At 45.3% G+C, this 20,901-nt stretch carries 16 protein-coding genes; 10 read left to right on the forward strand and 6 right to left on the reverse strand.

Annotated features, from left to right (window positions below; genetic code table 11):
* Window positions 1–1,668, reverse strand: a complete 1,668-nt coding sequence (gene gldJ / locus ACVBDY_RS00180) for a gliding motility lipoprotein GldJ (protein ID WP_447173466.1) — start codon at window positions 1,666–1,668, stop codon at window positions 1–3.
* Between the two features lie 380 nt (window positions 1,669–2,048).
* Between gldJ and porV the strand changes: the two genes are divergently transcribed.
* From porV to ACVBDY_RS00225, 9 genes are all read left to right on the forward strand, one after another.
* Window positions 2,049–3,209: a type IX secretion system outer membrane channel protein PorV gene (gene porV / locus ACVBDY_RS00185; RefSeq protein ID WP_447173467.1), complete on the forward strand. Its 1,161-nt coding sequence runs from the start codon at window positions 2,049–2,051 to the stop codon at window positions 3,207–3,209.
* 2 nt (window positions 3,210–3,211) lie between these two features.
* Entirely contained in the window at window positions 3,212–3,694 is a 483-nt protein-coding gene (gene cdd, locus ACVBDY_RS00190) for a cytidine deaminase (RefSeq protein ID WP_447173468.1), read from the forward strand.
* Between the two features lie 413 nt (window positions 3,695–4,107).
* Window positions 4,108–5,106 (forward strand): pyruvate dehydrogenase (acetyl-transferring) E1 component subunit alpha, encoded by a 999-nt coding sequence (pdhA, locus tag ACVBDY_RS00195; protein ID WP_447173469.1) that lies wholly within the window; start codon window positions 4,108–4,110, stop codon window positions 5,104–5,106.
* Between the two features lie 5 nt (window positions 5,107–5,111).
* A complete protein-coding gene (locus ACVBDY_RS00200) occupies window positions 5,112–6,767 on the forward strand; it encodes a pyruvate dehydrogenase complex dihydrolipoamide acetyltransferase (RefSeq protein ID WP_447173470.1) in 1,656 nt (551 codons plus the stop codon).
* A gap of 223 nt (window positions 6,768–6,990) precedes the next feature.
* Window positions 6,991–7,947: a M20/M25/M40 family metallo-hydrolase gene (locus tag ACVBDY_RS00205; RefSeq protein WP_447173471.1), complete on the forward strand. Its 957-nt coding sequence runs from the start codon at window positions 6,991–6,993 to the stop codon at window positions 7,945–7,947.
* A gap of 83 nt (window positions 7,948–8,030) precedes the next feature.
* A complete protein-coding gene (locus ACVBDY_RS00210) occupies window positions 8,031–8,714 on the forward strand; it encodes an SDR family NAD(P)-dependent oxidoreductase (RefSeq protein WP_447173472.1) in 684 nt (227 codons plus the stop codon).
* A gap of 87 nt (window positions 8,715–8,801) precedes the next feature.
* Window positions 8,802–9,404, forward strand: a complete 603-nt coding sequence (locus tag ACVBDY_RS00215) for a SprT-like domain-containing protein (protein WP_447173473.1) — start codon at window positions 8,802–8,804, stop codon at window positions 9,402–9,404.
* 90 nt (window positions 9,405–9,494) lie between these two features.
* Window positions 9,495–10,583 carry a mannose-1-phosphate guanylyltransferase gene (locus ACVBDY_RS00220; RefSeq protein ID WP_447173474.1) on the forward strand — a complete coding sequence of 363 codons (1,089 nt, stop codon included), beginning with the start codon at window positions 9,495–9,497 and terminating at the stop codon, window positions 10,581–10,583.
* Window positions 10,584–10,589: 6 nt separating this feature from the next.
* The gene (locus tag ACVBDY_RS00225; RefSeq protein ID WP_447173475.1) at window positions 10,590–12,059 is read left to right on the forward strand and encodes a TIGR00341 family protein; all 1,470 of its coding nucleotides are present in this window, start codon (window positions 10,590–10,592) and stop codon (window positions 12,057–12,059) included.
* 60 nt (window positions 12,060–12,119) lie between these two features.
* Here ACVBDY_RS00225 and ACVBDY_RS00230 read toward each other — a convergent pair whose 3' ends face one another.
* Complete coding sequence (locus ACVBDY_RS00230; RefSeq protein ID WP_447173476.1) at window positions 12,120–12,887, reverse strand: ABC transporter ATP-binding protein; 768 nt, start codon at window positions 12,885–12,887, stop codon at window positions 12,120–12,122.
* Window positions 12,887–13,624: an MlaE family ABC transporter permease gene (locus tag ACVBDY_RS00235; RefSeq protein WP_447173477.1), complete on the reverse strand. Its 738-nt coding sequence runs from the start codon at window positions 13,622–13,624 to the stop codon at window positions 12,887–12,889. The genes ACVBDY_RS00230 and ACVBDY_RS00235 overlap by 1 nt, the downstream gene beginning before the upstream one ends.
* A 167-nt stretch (window positions 13,625–13,791) precedes the next feature.
* Between ACVBDY_RS00235 and pafA the strand changes: the two genes are divergently transcribed.
* The gene (gene pafA, locus ACVBDY_RS00240; protein ID WP_447173478.1) at window positions 13,792–15,441 is read left to right on the forward strand and encodes an alkaline phosphatase PafA; all 1,650 of its coding nucleotides are present in this window, start codon (window positions 13,792–13,794) and stop codon (window positions 15,439–15,441) included.
* A gap of 70 nt (window positions 15,442–15,511) precedes the next feature.
* Here the strand turns inward: pafA and ACVBDY_RS00245 are convergent, their stop codons facing one another.
* The 3 genes from ACVBDY_RS00245 to ACVBDY_RS00255 are packed head-to-tail and all read right to left on the reverse strand — an operon-like array spanning window position 15,512 to window position 20,891.
* Window positions 15,512–16,969: an alpha-L-fucosidase gene (locus ACVBDY_RS00245; RefSeq protein WP_447173479.1), complete on the reverse strand. Its 1,458-nt coding sequence runs from the start codon at window positions 16,967–16,969 to the stop codon at window positions 15,512–15,514.
* Between the two features lie 23 nt (window positions 16,970–16,992).
* Window positions 16,993–18,441, reverse strand: a complete 1,449-nt coding sequence (locus tag ACVBDY_RS00250; RefSeq protein ID WP_447173480.1) for an alpha-L-fucosidase — start codon at window positions 18,439–18,441, stop codon at window positions 16,993–16,995.
* Between the two features lie 44 nt (window positions 18,442–18,485).
* Complete coding sequence (locus tag ACVBDY_RS00255; RefSeq protein ID WP_447173481.1) at window positions 18,486–20,891, reverse strand: glycoside hydrolase family 3 N-terminal domain-containing protein; 2,406 nt, start codon at window positions 20,889–20,891, stop codon at window positions 18,486–18,488.
* Window positions 20,892–20,901 lie beyond the last annotated feature (10 nt).

Genomic DNA, 20,901 nt, shown 5'->3' on the forward strand with positions numbered 1-20,901 from the left:
TTAACCTCTTGGTCTTTTTCTTTTTTGTTTGGCTTTGGAACCGACCCTGGACATGGCGCACCGGAAACCTATGTAATCCGTAGCCATGTATTGCGGCAGGTATCTTCGTTGTGCAGGATCGAGCCAATACGCGCGGTCTCTCCAGGAACCTCCTTTAAAAACCCTTACATCATCGCCGATAAGCGTGGTCCTGCGGTTGGATTTATCATACTCCATTACCATCTTCCCTTCCTCATCCACTTCGATCTTGTGGTTGGGAGAGTTATACATTTTTCTCGTATCTCCACCGGCAGTAGAGTCGTCTTCTTCGTAAAATCTGTCGAAATACCTGGACGAACTGAAGTCACCGTCCCGATAGTTTCTGTTGTCACTTTTGGAAAAGTTAGGTCTCAGGTATGCATCTTCCTCGGTGATAGGTACTTTGACGACTTCTCCGGGAAGGTTTTTGGCAATGATTTTTCCGTTCGGTAAAGTGTCGTAAACTACCTGGTCCGGATCCAGTACGGTTACGGTACCATCGTCGTTTATGGAGGTTTTGGTATATACGTTACCTCTGTAGTAGTTGAAGTCATTGGCTTCGTCATCCACTACCGGCCGGTATACATCCGCAACCCATTCCGCCACGTTTCCGGCCATGTCATAGAGGCCGAAGTCATTAGGCGGGTAGGTTTTAATCTGGGCAGTAATATCGGCTCCGTCATCGGACCATCCTGCAATACCTCCGTAATCACCTCTTCCTTGTTTAAAATTGGCCAGTTGATCTCCTTTTGCGGATTTTTTTGATGACCTGGTGTATTCACCGTCCCAAGGATATTTTTTTCTGCCCCTTACATTGTTGTACTCGCGGTTGCCCACAATAGCTATGGCAGCATATTCCCATTCGGCTTCTGTAGGGAGTCTGTAACCGGGAAGTATAACACCGGAAGTGAGTTTTGCATATACATTGGTACTGTCCTCGGCTTTTTTCTTTTTGCCTTGCAGGCTATCGACATTACCTCCGTAAGCAGCCCGGGGATTCATCAGGTAAGTTCCGGTACTGAATGTTCCGCTTACCTCGCCCACTGTAACAGCATTTTTCGTGCCTTCGGCGAGATAACCTTCCTTTTCGAGGGCGAGTTCATTTACCCTGTCGGTCCGCCATTCGCTGAACTGTACGGCCTGTACCCAGTTTACACCTACTACCGGGTAATTGGCATAAGCAGGGTGACGAAGGTAATTGTTGGTCATAACCTCGTTATATCCTAACCGGTTTCTCCATACCATAGTGTCCGGAAGAGCCCCGGAATAAATGTTTTCATACATGGGAGTTCCGGGAGGGAATACTTTTTTCAGCCAGTCCAGGTATTCCAGGTACATAAGATTGGTTACCTCGGTTTCGTCCATATAGAAAGACTGCACATGCTGTTGCGTTGGTGTGTTGTTCCAGTCGTGCATAATATCATCCTGTACTTTTCCCATGGTAAAAGTACCTCCTTCTATAAAAACCAGGCCGGGTGCGGTTTCCTGTTCTTTAAAATTGGTATTATATTCAAAGCCTCCCTCACCGTCATTTATCTTCCATCCGGTGGCTCTTGATGTGTTCTTGTAATCCGATTTGGAGTTTTTACACCCCGTAAACCCGCCGGTGATAGCAATGAACAATACCAACAGTTTAAAATTAATCTTCATAGAAAAAAGATTTGAGTTGTCCGAGAAATATGCGTGCAATATAGCAATTAACGAAATATTTTTGCTTTTTATACCGAAATTCTTTTTTTAAAACTAGCGGTATTAAGACACTTGTTATAACGTTGAATGCCTGTTATTATTATGTCGGGCGGAAAATACTTTGGCTGAGATGTGGCTCCATAGACCTGATGTTAAAATGCGCATTGTGCGTAGTATGGATGCTGTGTGTGATTCTCTATGCTTTTTTTAGTACAAAAAGAAAGAAAATATATACAAGATAATTGCAAAAATAACGTTAAGAAAAATAGAATGCCTTGTTAACCGAAACTTGTATAACTGTAATTATAGATTATATTTGTTACAAATCTACCAATCTGAACATGAAAAAAATATGCTTTCTAATTGCTGTTGCGTTTTTTGCAATGCCGGGACCATTGCACGCTCAGAATAGTGATTACCGTCCCATAAACCCGGCAATGCCTTTTCTTCGGGTTGCTGCGGATGCCAGGTCGGCGGGTATGGCAGATATGGGGGTAGCTACATCGCCCGATGCCTTTTCCCAACAGTGGAATCCTGCCAAATATGTTTTTTCCGAAACCCAATACGGTATCGGGGTAAGTTATACACCTTATCTTACCGAACTGGTGGACGATATGGGGCTGTTGAATCTTAACTTTTACAAACGTGTGAACGATCGGAGTGCTTTTGCTTTTAGTTTACGGTATTACGGACTAGGAGGATTTGAGTTCCGGCAAACGGCTTTTGACCAGGCACGTGAGGTAAAACCCAATGAAATAGCTTTGGATGGTTCGTACTCCCTGAAACTCGGTGAGCAGTTCTCTATGGCAGTTGCCGGGAGATACCTGCGTTCAGACCTGCGGCTTACCGAAGTGGATGGGGCTGTAGATGCCAGGGCCGCTAATTCCTTTGCCGTGGATATCGCCGGATATTACCAGTCTCCCGAAATCGCGTATGCTAACTTTAACGGTAGATGGCGCGGCGGATTTAATATTTCCAATATCGGACCGAAGATCAGTTACAGCAGTGATAACACCCAGGAAGAATTCCTTCCTACCAATTTAGGGCTTGGAGCCGGTTTTGATTTTATTTTTGATGCGGATAACAGGTTGATGACCTCGGTGGAATTTAATAAGTTGCTGGTGCCGACACCGAGCGATTCCAATGATGATGGAATTATAAATATGGAAGATGATTATTACAATAAAGGATTTGTAGGAGGCATCTTTGATTCCTTTGGCGATGCTCCCGATGGATTTAGTGAGGAACTGAGCGAGGTGACCTGGGCTTTGGGACTGGAATATATGTACCAGGAGGCTTTTGCCTTGCGCACCGGTTATTTTAATGAGAGTAATGATAAAGGAGCACGGAAGTTCTTTTCTCTGGGTGCAGGGTTTACATTTAATACAACTACGATAGACCTGTCTTACCTGTTTTCAACATCAAAAGTACAGAATCCTCTGGAAAACACCCTGCGTTTTTCGCTGCGGTTCAATTTCGGAGATAACTTCAGGGAATTTTAGTTATGAAAGAAGTGGAGATTACATCCAGGCTTATGGTATATGATGATACCAATGAGCTTCCGGAAGCTATCCGGGCCCTGATGCAAAAGGCCGTGGAAGCACGAAAAAATGCGTATGCTCCTTATTCCAGGTTTAAAGTAGGCGCGGCTTTGCTGTTGGACAACGAGGAAGTGGTGATAGGAAGTAATCAGGAGAATGCTTCGTATCCTTCCGGGCTATGTGCCGAACGGGTTGCGATATTTCAGGCAGGGGCCAGGTATCCCGGTGTGAAGGTCCGCGCCATGGCCATATCTGCAGCTTCTGACAATCGTACCGTACTGACCCCTATTCCTCCGTGTGGTGCCTGTAGACAGAGCCTGGCGGAATATGAAGTGAAACAGGCAGAGCCCCTGGAACTGTATTTTATGGGGGAAACCGGGAAAGTGGTAAAGGCGGCTTCGGTAAAAGACCTGCTACCCCTCCTGTTCGATAAATCCAATTTATGACATCGGGTATATTTTACGGAAATAACCGTTTCGGGTACTGATAGACATAGTGCAAACCAACAACAGAAGATCCGTTCCGTTTAAAATGCACAACAGCTCCTTTTAACTTCCGGCGCCGGACTTTTTTAATTTAACAAAAAACAAAAATAAAACTCTTCTTTTCGTTTTTTCACTTTTATTGAAAATGTTACTTTTGTAACTCGCAATTAAAAAGCCCCCTTTTTCGTAATTTTGGGGCGCGGCATGAATTTTAAAGACTAATTAAGATATTTGATGAGGCGGACATGGGTTTTTAGAGGTGGCAGAAATGTGGCCGGAATAAATTCATGTACGGAAAAAGCGGTTCCAGGTGCGGAAAACATCCCGATATGTGTCGGGATGGTGTATTTTGATCGCTGAAAAAAATTAAACACATGAAAAAGATCACAAAAGAAGTGTACCTTAAGTGGTACGAAGACATGCTGTTCTGGAGAAAGTTCGAAGATAAACTGGCTGCAGTTTACATCCAACAGAAAGTAAGGGGGTTTCTTCATTTGTACAATGGTCAGGAAGCTGTTCTTGCAGGGTCGCTCCACGCGATAGACCTGTCCAAGGATAAAATGATAACAGCATACAGAAACCACGTTCAACCTATCGGTATGGGAGTTGATCCGAAAAGGGTAATGGCCGAGTTGTACGGAAAATCGACGGGCACTTCCCAGGGACTCGGAGGTTCCATGCACATCTTTTCCAAAGAAAAAGGCTTTTACGGAGGTCACGGTATCGTCGGAGGACAAATTCCTCTGGGGGCCGGTTTGGCCTTTGCCGATAAATATTTCAAAAGAGATGCCGTAACCCTGTGTTATATGGGAGATGGTGCTGTGAGACAAGGATCACTTCACGAAACTTTCAACCTGGCTATGTTGTGGCAGCTACCGGTAGTGTTTATTTGTGAGAACAACGGGTATGCCATGGGGACTTCCGTTGCCAGGACTGCACATACTACAGATATATGGAAACTCGGTCTCGGGTATGAAATGCCTTGCGGACCGGTGGACGGAATGAACCCGGTAAAAGTGGCCGAAGCTGTAGATGAAGCGGTAGAGAGAGCAAGAAGCGGCGGTGGCCCTACTTTCCTGGAGATGAAAACATATCGTTACAGAGGGCACTCCATGAGTGATGCGCAGCAGTACAGGACCAAAGAAGAGGTAGAGGAGTATAAGAAAATAGACCCTATTACCCAGGCTCTTGATGTAATAAAAGAAAAGAAGTACGCTACGGACGAAGAAATAGAAGCAATAGACAAACGGGTAAAAGACCTGGTGAAAGAATGCGAAAAATTTGCCGAAGAATCACCGTATCCGGATAAAAGTGTAATGTATGATGTAGTGTATGCACAGGAAGATTATCCGTTTTTACCTCATAAATTATAGTTCTTATGGCTCAAGTAATTAATATGCCGAGATTAAGCGATACCATGGAAGAAGGTGTCGTGGCAAAGTGGTTAAAAAAAGTAGGAGACAAAATAGAAGAAGGCGACATCCTTGCGGAAATAGAAACCGATAAGGCTACTATGGAGTTTGAATCTTTCTACTCCGGTACACTGTTGCACATAGGAATAGGGGAAGGCGACGGGGCACCTGTTGATTCCCTCCTTGCTATTATAGGAGAGGAAGGAGAAGATATCTCTTCATTGTTAAATGGTGAAGGAGAAGGATCGGAAGACAAAGAAGAAAAGACGGAGAAGAAAGATTCTTCCGGATCTGAAAAAGAAGAAGAGACCAAAGAAGCTCCCGGAGAAATTCCTGAAGGAGTGGAAGTGGTTTCCATGCCACGTCTGAGCGATACGATGGAAGAAGGCACCGTAGCCAGTTGGTTGAAGAAAGAGGGTGATAAAGTAGAGGAAGGCGATATTCTTGCGGAAATAGAGACCGATAAGGCTACTATGGAGTTCGAATCTTTCTATTCCGGTACCTTACTGCACATTGGTCTGCAGGAAGGGGAATCCGCACCTGTTGACGCTGTTCTGGCGATTATAGGGCCGGAAGGCACGGATGTGGATGCTGTTCTCAAAGCTGTTTCCGGCGGAGGGACCAAAAAGGAAAAAAGCGCCGGTAAAGAAACATCCGAAGCTGCTTCAAAAACCGAAGATTCCAAGGAAAGTCCGAAAGAAGGTACTTCGGTGTCTCAGGACGGAGGTAGAATATTCGCGTCGCCGCTTGCCAAAAAGATGGCGGAAGACAAAAGTATTGACCTCTCCAAAGTAAAAGGAAGCGGAGAAAACGGAAGGATTGTAAAGAGAGATATAGAAAATTATACGCCTGCGGCGGCAGAAACCGCTCCGGCGACATCTGCATCCAAAGAGCAGGCGGCCCCGGCGGTCCAGGCCATGCCTTTTGTTCCCGCCGGTGAAGAAAGTTCCGAGGAGGTCAAAAATTCGCAAATGCGAAAAACCATAGCCAAGCGCCTGGGAGAATCCAAGTTTACCGCACCACATTACTATCTGACCATAGAAGTCGACATGGATAATGCCATTGCATCCAGGGGGCAGATCAATGCACTGCCGGATACCAAGGTTTCTTTCAATGATATGGTCGTGAAAGCATGTGCCATGGCCCTGAAGAAACATCCGCAGGTGAACACATCGTGGAAAGGAGATACCACATTATACAACCACCATATACATGTAGGGGTGGCTGTGGCTGTAGACGAAGGATTGGTAGTTCCCGTGGTACGTTTTACCGATCAGATGAGCCTTACACAGATCGGGGCACAGGTTAAGGACCTTGCCGGGAAGGCCAGGAACAAAAAACTGACTCCCAAGGAAATGGAAGGCAGTACTTTTACCGTGTCTAACCTGGGAATGTTTGGTATACAGGAATTTACTTCTATCATAAATCAACCCAACTCTGCCATCCTTTCCGTGGGATCAATAGTGCAGAAACCCGTTGTTAAAGACGGCCAGATCGTGGTAGGTAATACGATGAAAGTAACCCTGGCCTGTGACCACCGTACGGTAGACGGGGCAACAGGGGCACAATTCCTGCAGACATTACAACACTATCTGGAAAATCCGGTGACCATGCTCGCATAGTCCCGGACAGGAGAAATAAATAAGAGAATCCCGTTCCCTTCATTATAAGGAACGGGATTTTTTATATATTTTAGCCAATACAATAACAAATCATTTTCAGAATGAAATGCCCATTAACAAGTTTGTGTAAACCTCATCATCCGGATAGATATCGGGATTTGCAGGCAGAAGATGTTTCCGGGACACTACATCAGACCTATTAAAAACAATATAAATTAAACACATGAAAAAATATCTTTATTCCGTTATTTTCTTTTGTGGCGTGGTCTCCGGGCTGAATGCCCAGGCCGTGGAAGCCGTGGCAGCTTTCAGGGTGAACGCCGCGGATGTTCAGGGAACTTTGGAGTTTCTCGCATCTGACGAACTGGAAGGAAGGGATTCCGGAAGCCCCGGAATAGAAAAAGCAGCACAATATATAGAAAAGGTATTTGCTGACCACCAGGTAAAACCTTACTTTACTTCTTATCGCGATACACTGGATAATTTTAAGGAACCCGCCTTCAATATCGTAGGATATGTGGAAGGGAATGATCCCGGGCTCAAAGAAGAGTTTATTATTATTGGAGCTCATTACGATCATATCGGTATACAGGAACAAGGAGAAGGGGATGATGTTATAGCCAACGGAGCCAATGACAATGCATCGGGAACTACGGGTGTTCTGGAACTGGCCAAATATTTCGGGGATTCCCGAGTCAACAAAAGAAGTTTACTTTTTGTATTGTTCTCCGCCGAAGAAAAAGGTCTTCTCGGCTCGCGGCACCTGGCGCGGAAACTACGTACGGAAAAACTCAATCTCTATACCATGGTGAATCTGGAAATGATAGGAGTACCTATGACGGCCGACTATACGGCTTATATCACAGGCTATGAAGATACCAATATGGCAGAAAAAATGAATGCATATGCCGGGAAAAACCTGATTGGGTTTCTGCCTAAAGCCAAAGATTTCCAATTGTTCAAGAGATCGGATAACTACCCCTTTTTCCTGGAATTTCGGGTTCCTTCGCAAACAGTTTGTACGTTTGACTTCACCAACTTTGAACACTATCACAAAGTAGGGGATGAGGTAGAATTGATGGATATAGATCACATGACCTCATTTATTTCGGAAATGATCCCTGTTATGGAGAAAATGGCCAATACAGGGACCAAAGAAATAGAGTTTACAAACGAATAAATTCCGGGTTTGAATAATATATTGCCGGGACTCGGTTTTCGGTCTTATATCTAAGATCTCAAATCTAATATCTAAACGATTTTATGAAGAATGTCATAATCACAGGAACAAGCCGTGGGATAGGCCTGCAACTGGCCAGGATATTTGCGGAAGCAGGGCACCGGGTACTCGCCCTTTCCAGGAATGAACGTCCCGTTCTGGAGTGGAAACACCCGAATATCACCGCTTTTTCATTTGATCTGTCGGCTAAGGCCGATCTGGAAAAACTGTGTGATTTTATTTTCGGGGAGTGGAACGGAAAAGTGGATATTCTGATCAATAATGCCGGAAAGCTGGTGAATAAACCTTTTGTTGAAATCACCCCGAAAGAATTTGAAGAGGTATACCGGGTAAATATTTTCGGAGTTGCGGAAATGATACGGAATGTCCTTCCCTTTATGTCAGGAGAGGGGCACGTAGTAAACATCAGCAGTATGGGAGGTGTGCAGGGGAGTGTTAAATTCCCGGGACTTGCAGCGTACAGTTCTTCGAAAGGGGCGGTAATCAGCCTTACCGAATTGCTGGCCGAGGAATATAAAGAAACAGGTCCTTCTTTTAATGTACTGGCCCTGGGTGCGGTACAGACGGAAATGCTCGAAGAAGCGTTTCCGGGATATCGGGCACCACTATCCGCTTCGGAAATGGCTTCGTATATTTTCGATTTTGCCTTGAAAGGGAATGCGTATTACAATGGTAAGCTGTTACAGGTATCCAATTCCACACCGTAATTTTTGGAGTTTAGATTTTTTGTGATATTATGCAGGCTATAATAGTTAGCGATAGGGTTACAGGATAAACATGGAGATCATATACCAGTGAAGGATATTTTACAGAAATACCTACCGGAGAGAGCGGTGGACCCTTGTTTTGACCTGGTTCGGAGTAATGGGGTCTATCTTAAGATTGTCAATGAGCGGGTTACCCGGCACGGAGATTACCGGCGCTTACCCGGGGGGATGCATCAGATTACGGTAAATGCCAGTCTGAACAAATATAAGTTTCTCATTACCCTCGTACACGAAGTAGCCCATTTGGTGGCGTTCCGGGAATACGGGCCGAATATCAAACCGCACGGTATGGAATGGAAAACGATATTCCGGAGGTTAATGTTACCCTTTTTAAATCCTGCTATTTTTCCGGATAGCCTGTTGCCTCTGCTGGCCAGACATTTCAGAAACCCACGGGCGAGTAGTGATACGGATGCTTCATTGGCGCTGGCTTTAAAGCAATTCGACCCGGAAAACGATAAAAATTATATATTTGAACTCCCTTACGGAAGTTTTTTTCGTATATATAACGGACGGATTTTTCGCAAAGGCCCAAAAAAAATAAAACGGTACGAATGTGTAGAAGTGACCTCCGGGAAGATCTATCTCTTTAATCCCAATGCTGAGGTGGAATTGTTGCCGGACCCATAAGTGCGGGCCTTTCCCGGTTTTATATCGGCAGGTGTGTTTGCGCTTGAAATTTGACAATCGAACTATAACTACCCGTAAACTATTTTGAAATTGAATAAAAATTACTATGCGATATTAATGGCCGGAGGGATCGGCTCTCGTTTCTGGCCCGTAAGTACTACGGAATTGCCAAAACAATTCCACGATATGCTGGGCACAGGGGAAACCCTTATCCAGAAGACTTTCAGTCGGTTAAGTCGTATCATTCCCGAAGAAAATATCTGTATCCTTACACACGAACGCTACAAAGACCTTGTATTGGAACAGTTACCAAGGGCAAACCCCGGGCAGATATTGCTGGAGCCTGCCATGCGAAATACGGCCCCCTGTATTCTGTATGCCTCCATGAAGATACAAAAGGAAAATCCGGATGCAGTGGTACTTGTAGCCCCCAGTGATCACTGGATAGAAGAGGAGGAAGCATTTGGGGAGGACGTAAAGCGTTGTTTTACGGCATGTGCGGAGAGGGATATTCTGATGACCCTGGGTATTACCCCTGCTTTTCCCAATACCGGATATGGCTATATCGAGTACGATGCGGCATCCGGAACGGAAAATGACGGTATCTGCGCGGTGGTGAAGTTTACGGAAAAACCGAATTATGAAACGGCAAAACAGTTCCTGAAACAAGGGAACTATTTGTGGAATGCCGGTATATTTATCTGGAGTGCGAAAAGTATTTTACAAGCTTTTGAATCCCTTCAGCCGGAAATGTACCAGCTGTTTTTAAAGGGAAAGTCGAAATATAATACCCTTGCGGAGAGAACATTTATACGTAAAAACTATTCCAAAGCAGATAATATTTCCATAGATTACGCTATTTTAGAACGTTCGGATAACATACATGTACTGCCGGCTGATTTTGATTGGAATGACCTGGGTACCTGGGGATCGCTCTATGAAAAACTTCCGAAGGACGATGCCGGCAATGCCGTGGTAAATGCCAGGACACTGATTGAAAATGGCGGTAACAATATGATCCGTACCAGCGGAAAGAAACTGGTAGTGATCGACGGTCTGGATGACTATATTGTTATCGAGAAAAAGAAAGTATTATTAATCTACCCCAAGCAAAAAGAACAGGACATTAAAGAAGTATTGCAAAAAGTAAAACAAAAGTTTGGAGAAGATTTAATATAAGAGTTTATGCAAGAAAATCAGAATTCTTCGGCGCAGCCTGAAGAGCAGGAGGATGGCCAGAACAGTAGCACGGAAAATGTAAAAAAAGATTTTTCGGGCTTGTTGGGTAGCCTCAAGACCTTTTTCGGGGAGCTTCTGGATATCCGTTCCAATACGGACCAGGAAACGACCATAGAACATATTAAGAACGATATTCCGTTTAAAGGGCACAATTCCTGGATTTTGATATGTTCCATATTTATTGCATCTGTCGGGTTAAATGCCAATTCTACGGCGGTAGTTATCGGGGCGATGTTAATATCCCCGCTCATGGGACCTATATTGGGTATGGGTATGTCTATTGCTATTAATGATGTGGATACGTTACGAAGGTCCGTAAAGAACTTTCTGGTCATGGTGGGGTTAAGTATCCTTACGGCATTCCTGTTCTTCCGTTTTTTCCCGCTCAGGGATGAATCTTCGGAACTACTGGCACGGACAGCGCCGGATATACGGGACGTACTGATAGCCTTTTTCGGCGGACTGGCACTGGTTATTGCCCGTGCTAAAAAAGGTACTATTGCCAGTGTCATCTTCGGGGTGGCCATAGCCACGGCTTTGATGCCGCCACTTTGTACGGTAGGCTTCGGTCTGGCTATTGGGAACTGGGAATACGCTATGGGAGCCATGTACCTTTTTTTGATCAATACCATATTTATAGGTCTGGCGACCTTCCTGGTGCTCAAAATATTGAGATTTCCTATGGTGAGGTATGTGAATTCGGCCAGAAGAAGGCTTATTTCCAGGGTGGCTTCGTTGATAGCCGTTATAGTTATGATCCCTGCCGGATACACCTTTTTTAATGTGTGGAAAGAATCGAGATTTCGCAACGACGCCAGGAAATTTATTCATACCGTAGTAACCCCGTATCAGTTCTCAAAAGGAGGTATGTTCCTGGAAAACCTTTCTGAGATAAATTATAAAAGGGATGGAAATTCTACCATAGAGCTTGTTTTTATGGGAGATGAAGTTATCCCGGAAAATGTTATCAATACCTGGGAAAATCAAAAACAGGCGGATTACCCTACACTGAAAAATGCGGACCTTCGCATTGTACAGGGGGGGCAAAGTGATTCGGAGCAGAAGTATAATTACGTTCACGAACTGTATGAATCGAGCAAAAAGGAGCTGGTAAACAGTACGGAGAAAATCCGTTTCCTGGAAGATGAAGTATCAAGGCTACGAAGGCTTACCTATAATGTAGATTTCGCAAAACTGAGCCAGGAAGCTAAAGTCTTGTATGACGGCATAGGGGAATTTGGCTTTTCCAATGAAATCAGGACGGATTTTGCCAGAACGGATACGGTACCCGCTTTTACTGTAAAATGGAAGGAATCCGCTTCCGGGCCCCAGCGTGAAAAGGAATATGAGAAACTGAAAAGTTGGTTACAGCTGAAAACTTCTAATGATAAAGTGGAAATAAAGCAATTGAATTAAAAATAAGATCGGGGGACCTTATAGAAATTCGCCCCCCGATCTTATAATATACAGTTTTTATCAGTTTCTCTCCTCAATATACATCTGCCGGACCTTTTTAAAGAGTTCCGAAGAGTATACAAAATCGGTCACTGTTTCGTTATCAGTCTTAAAGATCTCCTTGTTACTGCCCTCCCAGGCTTTATAGCCGTCTTTCAGGAAAACGATCTTTTCCCCGATTTCCATTACGGAGTTCATATCATGCGTATTGATTATCGTGGTAATGTCATACTCCCGGGTGATTTCCTGGACGAGATTGTCAATCACGATTGCCGTTTTCGGGTCCAGTCCGGAATTGGGTTCGTCGCAAAAGAGATATTGCGGCTTGTTGACGATCGCCCTGGCAATAGCCACCCTTTTTTGCATTCCTCCTGAAATTTCCGAAGGGAATTTGTGATGAGCGTCCGTAAGTTCTACCCTGTTGAGTACAAAATCTACCCTGTCCCGCATTTCACCTGGAGAGTTACTGGTAAACATCTTCAGGGGAAACATCACGTTTTCTTCCACGGTCATGGAATCGAAAAGGGCGCTTCCCTGGAATACCATGCCCATCCGCTGACGGAGTTCCCGTTTTTCATCATCATCCATATCCGAATAATTGGCACCATTATATATGATATTTCCTTCTTCGGGAGTGAATAGTCCGAGAAGCGATTTGAGAAATACGGTTTTCCCGGAACCGCTCTGCCCGATGATAAGGTTTGTTTTGCCTTTTTCGAAAGAGGTTGAGATGCCTTTCAGAACGGGTGTACCGTCAAAGGATTTATGTAAATTTTCTACAACAATCATCAGCCGAGTAACATTTGAGTGAGAATATAATTAATGATAATGATCACTACGCTGGTCCATACAAAAGAAGTGGTACTGGCTTTACCGACCTCCAGAGCCCCCCCTCGCATGTAAAACCCGTGATAGGAGGGTATTGTGGCCAGTATAAATGCAAAGATAAAGGTTTTGGAAAAAGCGTAAAAAACGTGATAGGGCTTAAAATCGATCTGAAGCCCCTCTATAAACTGAGTGCTGGTATTAAACCCTCCCAAGACACTTGCAGCCCAGCCTCCCAAAATCCCCAGGTACATAGATATGGATATTACAAAAGGGTACAGGAGCAAGGCAATTATTTTTGGAAAGACCAGGTAATTCAGGGCATTAATTCCCATTACCTCTAAGGCATCTATCTGTTCGGTAACACGCATAGTCCCAATACTGGAAGTTATATAAGAGCCCATTTTCCCGGCCATGATAATAGAGATAAAGGTAGGGGCAAATTCCAGTATTACCGATTGCCGTGTGGCAAAGCCCACCAGGTACTTTGGAAGTAGAGGGGAATCTGTATTTAAAGCAGTCTGTATGGCTACTACCCCGCCTACAAAAAACGAGATAAAAACCACAATGCCCAGGGAACCGTATATCAGGTCGTCAATCTCTTTGAGAATAAGGCTTTTCATTATTGTCCACTTGGTGGGCCTCCTGAAAACTTCCAATATCATTAAAAAATACTTGCCAATGGATTCGAAATACTTCATACGGTAAAAATATAGTAACTAAAGTAAAAAAAAATAATGTTAGGCGGTTTATTTCGTGAGGATCATTTTTTTTGTGATTGTAGAAGGATATATCGTTAAATAATGCATAGGTAATCGGATTTTAATGAGAACTGTTTACTTTTACAGGTCTTAAAATTTTAAAAGTTATGAGAAAATTAGCAGCTGCGGTATTATGTGTATTCGCAGCCTTCGGTTCTAAAGCACAAACGGAAGAAACTCCTTATGCAAAACCCAAACTTGTAGTAGGTATCGTAGTAGACCAGATGCGGTACGATTATATCACCAGGTTCTGGGAAAGATATGGTGACGGCGGTATAAAACGCCTGGTAAATGACGGCTTCAATTGCAGGAATAACCATTATAATTATGTGCCCACTTATACAGGTCCGGGGCATGCCTCCGTATATACGGGGACCACTCCGGCAACACATGGTATTATAGGAAATGACTGGTATGATAAGGAAGAGGACAGAATGGTATACTGTGCAGAGGACGATACACGGCAGTCCGTTGGTACGGAGTCGGATGCAGGGAAAATGTCTCCGCACCGGATGAAAACCACTACCATAACAGACCAGTTAAGACTGGCTACGGAACTCCGCGGTAAGGTTATAGGAGTGGCCCTGAAAGACAGGGGATCAATTCTGCCGGCAGGGCATGCTGCTAATGCCGCTTATTGGTTTCATGGCAAAGACGAAGGGAAGTGGATAACCAGTTCCTATTATATGGATGAGCTTCCCGAATGGGCAGAAAAATTTAACCGATCCGGCAAAGCGAAGGAATATGCTACCACATGGAATACGCTCTACGATATAGATAGCTATGTGGAAAGCGGCCCCGACAACAATTCTTATGAGGGTCCCTTTAAGGGAGAAAAATCGCCGACATTCCCCCACGAATTAGGTAGGTTAATGAAGAATAACGGAGGATATGACATCCTGAAATCGGTTCCTTACGGGAATAGTCTGACCGTGGATTTTGCTCTTGCCGCTCTTGAAGGGGAAAGTCTTGGGCAGGACGATATTACCGATTTTCTCGCGGTAAGTTTCTCGGCTACGGATTATGTAGGGCATCGGTTCGGGGTAAATTCGAAAGAAGTACAGGATACTTACCTGAGACTGGACAAGGACCTCGCCCGGCTTCTTTCCGCACTGGATGAAAAAGTAGGGAAAGGCGAGTATACCGTTTTCCTTACGGCAGACCATGCCGCGGTACAGGTGCCTTCCTATCTGCAATCCCTCAATATCCCGGCCGGTTATTTTGACCAATTGAACTTTACACTTTATATAAAAGACTTCGCAAAGGAAAAGTATGGGGTAGACGGATTGATAACAAATATCTCCAATTCCCAGATTTTTATAGACCACAAAATTGCCCGTGAAAATAATCTGCGTATCCGGAATATACAGGACGACCTGGTAGAAGAAGTTATACAGTACAAAGATGTGGAGAAGGCATATGCGGCACATGTATTTACCGAAGCGGAATTTACGGAGAGGATTACCGCACTGTTACAAAGAGGGTACAATCAGAAAAGATCAGGAGATGTGCTCTATGTGCTGGCACCTGCGGTTATTTCTTATTCTAAGACCGGGTCTACGCATGGCTCTGCTTTAAACTACGATACCCATACCCCTCTTTTATTTTTCGGAAATGGGATCAGGAAAGGGAAAAGTACTGTTGAAGAAACACATATTAACGATGTGGCTCCTACCATTGCGGCCCTCCTGGGTATTGCGTTCCCAAGCGGCACTACCGGCCACCCGGTACAAAAGGCAATAGAGATCGAGGACTAAATGTTCCAGGTTATAAGTTACAAGTTGCAGGTTCAACCAAACCTGCAACTTGTAACCTGCAATCTGAGATCTAATACACTTCAATATTGGAGATCAACGGGCATGCTTTGGCGCTTGTAATGTTTATACGTATTTTGCCTGTTCTTACCGCGCCTGTTTTCAGGATACGCTTATAGCCTATGGTGGTGGCAGCGGCTATTTCTTTCCAATCATCTCCCTGCTGTACCTCTATGGTGAAAGATTCGACTCTTTGTCCTAGTTCTATATATTCCTGGAGGAGGATATAAGAAACCTGTTGTTCTTTTCCGAGATCAATTTCAACCGAAGCAGTGGTCGTATCATCGTCCGTAGCCCAATAGGTGTGTTTTTTATCATCCGTTACGTTAGTTGCCGCATATTCCCCGGACTTTCCGCGGTATGTGGTCGCTGTTGCCGGAGCTCCGGCAGCAAGGTTGGTACGAAAGGTATCATCCATAAGTTTTCGCCATCCCCGAAGGGCTTCCACATCGTTCTCGTGGATGAGGCCACGTTTGTCCGGAGGTATGTTGAGCAATAAGTTGGAACCCCGACCTACGGAAGTTAGGTAGAGATCAAATAACTGTTCGGCTGTTTTTACTTTGGAGTCTTCTTCTTCATGGTAGAACCAACCCGGGCGGATTGACACATCGACTTCGGCGGGGATCCATTGTTTTCCGTCTGCGGAACCTGTGGATAATAATTTTTCTATACCGGCTTTTCCGGCATATAACGTATCATTGGAAATGGTATTCCAGTTGGTTTCTCCGGCCAGCCCTTTTTCATTACCTACCCAACGGATATCCGGTCCGGCATCGCTGAAAAACAATACTTGCGGTTCGGGTTGTATTTTGTGCACCATATCCAGCGTGGCCGGCCAGTCATAATAAGTTTGTCTGTCGATATTCCGGGTTTCATTGGCACCTCCGTAGTAACCGTCACCGCCGTTTGCACCGTCAAACCACATTTCAAAAGCCGGGCCGTAATTGGTGAAAAGTTCTTCGAGCTGGTTGCGATAATACGCGATATAGGACGGTTCTCCGTAGTCGGCGCGGTTGCGGTCCCAGGGAGACATGTATATGCCGAATTTAAGGCCATGACGTTTGCAGGCTTCGGAAACTTCTTTTACGATATCTCCTTTACCGTCCTTGTAGGGGCTGTTTTTAACGGAATGTTCGGTGTATTTACTTGGCCACAGGCAAAAACCATCGTGGTGTTTGGTAGTGAGTATAACACCCTTGAATCCCGCTTCCTTAAGTGTAACTATCCATTGGTTTACATCGATGTCCGTCGGGTTGAATATGGAGGGATTTTCGTCCCCGTAACCCCATTCCTTACCGGTGAACGTATTGGTAGTAAAGTGGATAAAGGCGTTCAGCTCCATTTCCTGCCATGCCAGCTGGGCCTCAGAAGGAACAGGGCCTAAGGCTTCCGGAGCGGATACCTGTTTTTTGGGTGAATTACAGGAGCAGAGGGTAAGGAGGGTTGTGGTGATAACGATTAGTCTTTTCATGTTTTCCGGTTTTGTACTCAAATTTATTTTTCCCTTGTATAGGAAAATGCGATGGCGGGAACATCTTTACTTTGTTGCAGGGAGGCGGGTAAAAATACCCTGACCCGGTTTCCTTCTTTTTCCCATTTTACATTTTTCCCGGTTTGGAGAAGTTTTATACTGCTGCCCTTTTTCGGGAGGTTGCCTTTCCATATTACGGTTTCCGGTACGGTTTTTCCCTCCGGAAGGCAGACAATGGCATAGGTTTTCTTTTTCTTCAGGTTTTGGGTAAAGTAGGTGTTTCCGTCGCTGTAATGATCTACAGTACGGGTATTGTAGATCGCTTCTCCGTTTTCGGACATCCATTTCCCGATTTCTTTTAAACGGTCTATGACTTCCTGCGAGAGGGTACCGTCCGGCCTTGGCCCTACGCCGAGCAGCAAGCTGCCTCCCTTGGCTACAATCTCCGCGAGGGAGTGAACAACCTTTGCTGCGGATTTAAACTCATCACCCGGAACGTGACTCCAGGCATTTCCGAGGGTCATACAGCTTTCCCAGGGGTTGTCTATTTTTTCATCCGGAATTCTCTGCTCCGGGGTCTGGTAGTTCTCATACGGGCCGTGTACGGTACGGTCAACCATCAGGATGCCCGGCTGAGCTTCTCTAGCCATGGTAGCTATTTTCGGTATATCTATGTCCTGGCTCCATTCGGGGATTGGCGCCCCCCAGGAGAGAACTTCGTCATTGACGGTTTCCCGGGGGCGTACCCAGCCGCCGTCCAGCCAGAGTATATCGATGCTACCGTAATTGTGCATCAACTCGCTGATCTGGTTAAAGGTAAAATCCTTGAATTTATTCCATCGCCAGGGATTTTTGCGGATGTCGTAATTATTGTTTCGGGTTGCCGTGGCGTATTTGGGCCACCAGTAGTATTCGGAATGCCAGTCGGGTTTGGAGAAATAAGCCCCGATCATAAAACCTTTTTTACGAAAAGCGTCGAATACATATTTGGCGACATCCGCACGGGGATTACCTGCAAAGGGACCGTTGGATATCTTAAAATCGCTTTGCCTGGTATCGAACATATTAAAACCGTCGTGATGTTTTGTGGTGAAAACCAGGTATCGCATTCCTGCGGCATCGGCGGCATCAGCCCATTGTTCCGGGTTGAAGTTTACGGGATTGAACTTTTCACTTTGTCCCCAGTACCATTTTTTATAATCGTTATAGCTTATGGTGCTGTCCCGCTCTATCCAGTCCTCCGAGCAGATGGACCAGGATTCTATGATGCCCGGAACGGCATAAATGCCCCAGTGAATGATCATGCCGAATTTCTGGTCCTGCCATTTATCCAGCTTTTCGATCACTTCCGGATCTTTCGGCGCTTCATAGATAGCGGATCTCTGGTGCAGGTTATTTTCCTGCGCATGGGCAGAAAGGGCCAGGCCGAGACCTGCGCACAAGCCCAATACCGCTTTTTTGTAAAAAGTCATGTAAGATCTGTTTTTACTGTTTTCTGTGAAAAGATATGAAATTCTCATGGGTTATGTATCTTGATATTATGGGATATTTCGAAAGAATCGTTAAGTCTTATGTCTTGGGAAGAAGCCCCTATCATGAGGGAGAAAGTCCCGGCTTCCGTTACCCATTCTTTCCGGGTATTCCAGAGCATCATGTCTTTGGCTTTCAATTCGAATTCCAGGATTTTCTCTTCTCCCGGTTTGAGGTGAATTCTTTTAAAGGCCTTAAGCTGTTTTTTTGGAGTGACAACAGAACTTACATCGTCGCGAAGGTATACCTGGGCCACTTCATCACCGTCCCTTGTACCGGTATTTTTTATTCGGAATTTTATATTTACGGCGATGTCATTTTCAGTTTCATCAACAGTTACATTAAGTCTGTCATATTGAAAATCGGTGTAACTCAGGCCATGGCCGAAACTGTAAAGCGGTTTGGCATCTTCTTCCACGTAATTGTGTTTTACGGGGAACAGAGCATTGTAATACACCGGTAATTGTCCTACGGATTTAGGAACAGAAATCGGCAACCTTCCGGCAGGGTTATAATCGCCGAAAAGCACATCGGCAATGGCATTACCACCTTCCTGTCCCGGATACCACGCATCCAGGATGGCGGGGACATTTTCCGAAGGCCAGTTGAGGAGCAAGGGACGTCCTTTGATAAGGACAAGGATAGTAGGGGTCCCGGTCTTTACAATGGCCCGGAGTAATTCGTTTTGTTTGCCGAGGAGATCAAGGGTAGCCCTGTCATAGCCTTCCCCGCTTTCCATGTCGCTTATGATATCTGCGTTGGCATCCGAATTGACAGTGGCGGCGCCTGTGTCTATATATTTTGTTTTAAAGTCGCGGGCACTCGAACCACCCAGGATTACTACGGCTACTTCTGCCTGTTCTGCAACTTTTACCGCCCCGGGAATATCAGTTTGAGTAGTATCGCGAATGGCACATCCCTTCACGTAAGTGACTTTAGCGGAAGGAGAGACTTTATTTCTTATACCCTCCAGTACGGTTACGATATTATGTTCTGCCTGGGGCGCTGTATAATCTCCGAGTTGATTATATATGTTATCGGCATTGGGGCCTATGACAGCTATACTCTTTATGTCTTTGGACAAGGGGAGCAGGTTCTCCCGGTTTTTGAGGAGGGTTACGGACTCCCGGGCTACTTTGCGGGCAAGCGCTATATGTTCCCGGCTGCGTACTTCCTTTTCAGCTTTTTCAGGATCTACATAAGGATTTTCAAACAACCCCATTTCAAATTTAAGCCGAAGTATCCGACGAACAGATTCATTCAGCGTATTTTCAGATACTTTTCCGGATTTCAGGGCTTTCAGAAGATATGCTCCGTATCCTTTACCCCCCAGGTCAGCATCTACTCCGGCATTTATAGCCAGCGCTGCTGCCACCGGGAAAGTACCTGCAATGTGGTGGTTACCGAGCAAACCTTCTATACTGCCCAGATCGGAAACGACAAAACCCCCGAAATTCCATTCACCGCGAAGGAGGTCGTTTAGCAGCCATTGATTGGCGGTACTCGGGACACCGTCAATAGAGCTGTATGCAGTCATTACAGAAAGGGCGCCGGCACTTACGGCGGCCTTAAAAGGAGGAAGGTAACTGTGTTGTAATTCACGGGTTCCCACATGAACCGCATTGCCGTTATGTCCGCCTTCAGGGACACCGTATGCGGCGAAATGTTTAAGTGTGGAAATAAGGTTATAACCGCTTTTCAGGTCATTCCCCTGAAATCCGCGAACCATAGCCTCACCCATTTTACTGTTGAGCACAGGATCTTCGCCATAGGTTTCTTCTACTCGCGACCAACGTGGTTCACGGGCAAGGTCCAATACTGGTCCGTAGCCGACATGACCACCCTGAAGGCGTGCTTCTTCGGCAATAACGACGGCCATTTTTTTTATCAGCTCCGGGTTCCATGTGCTGCTTTGTCCGATGGAGGTGGGAAATACGGTTGTGCCGATAGCCATGTGGCCGTGGGGACATTCTTCGGAGAGCAGGAGGGGAATACCCAATCTGGTTTCTTCTACGGCATATTTTTGTATGGCATTGGTGGCTTTCGCGGCCAGTTCGGGATGGAGTCCCGTTTCCAGTGTTTTTTTTGTCCACGGATCTGCGCGAAGCGTTGCCCACAACATGCCTATATGCTGTTCCTTTATAGCCTTGCGGAAGGCATCGCTTTCCGTGACTTTATTTCTTTTTTTAGTATACATGTCCCATCCGAGAAGCGTGCTGAGCTGCCCGACTTTTTCCTCGATGGTCATGCGTTGTAACAGGTCGGTTACTCTTTGTTCAACGGGAATCGAACTGTCTTTATAAACAGGAAGAGCAGTACTCTTTTTTTGGGCGATAACAGGTAAGTGACTGATGAGAAGTATGATCCATATGGCGTGCCGGAGTGCTTTCATTGTCTGTACG

This window comes from Sinomicrobium halophytocola, assembly GCF_052983395.1.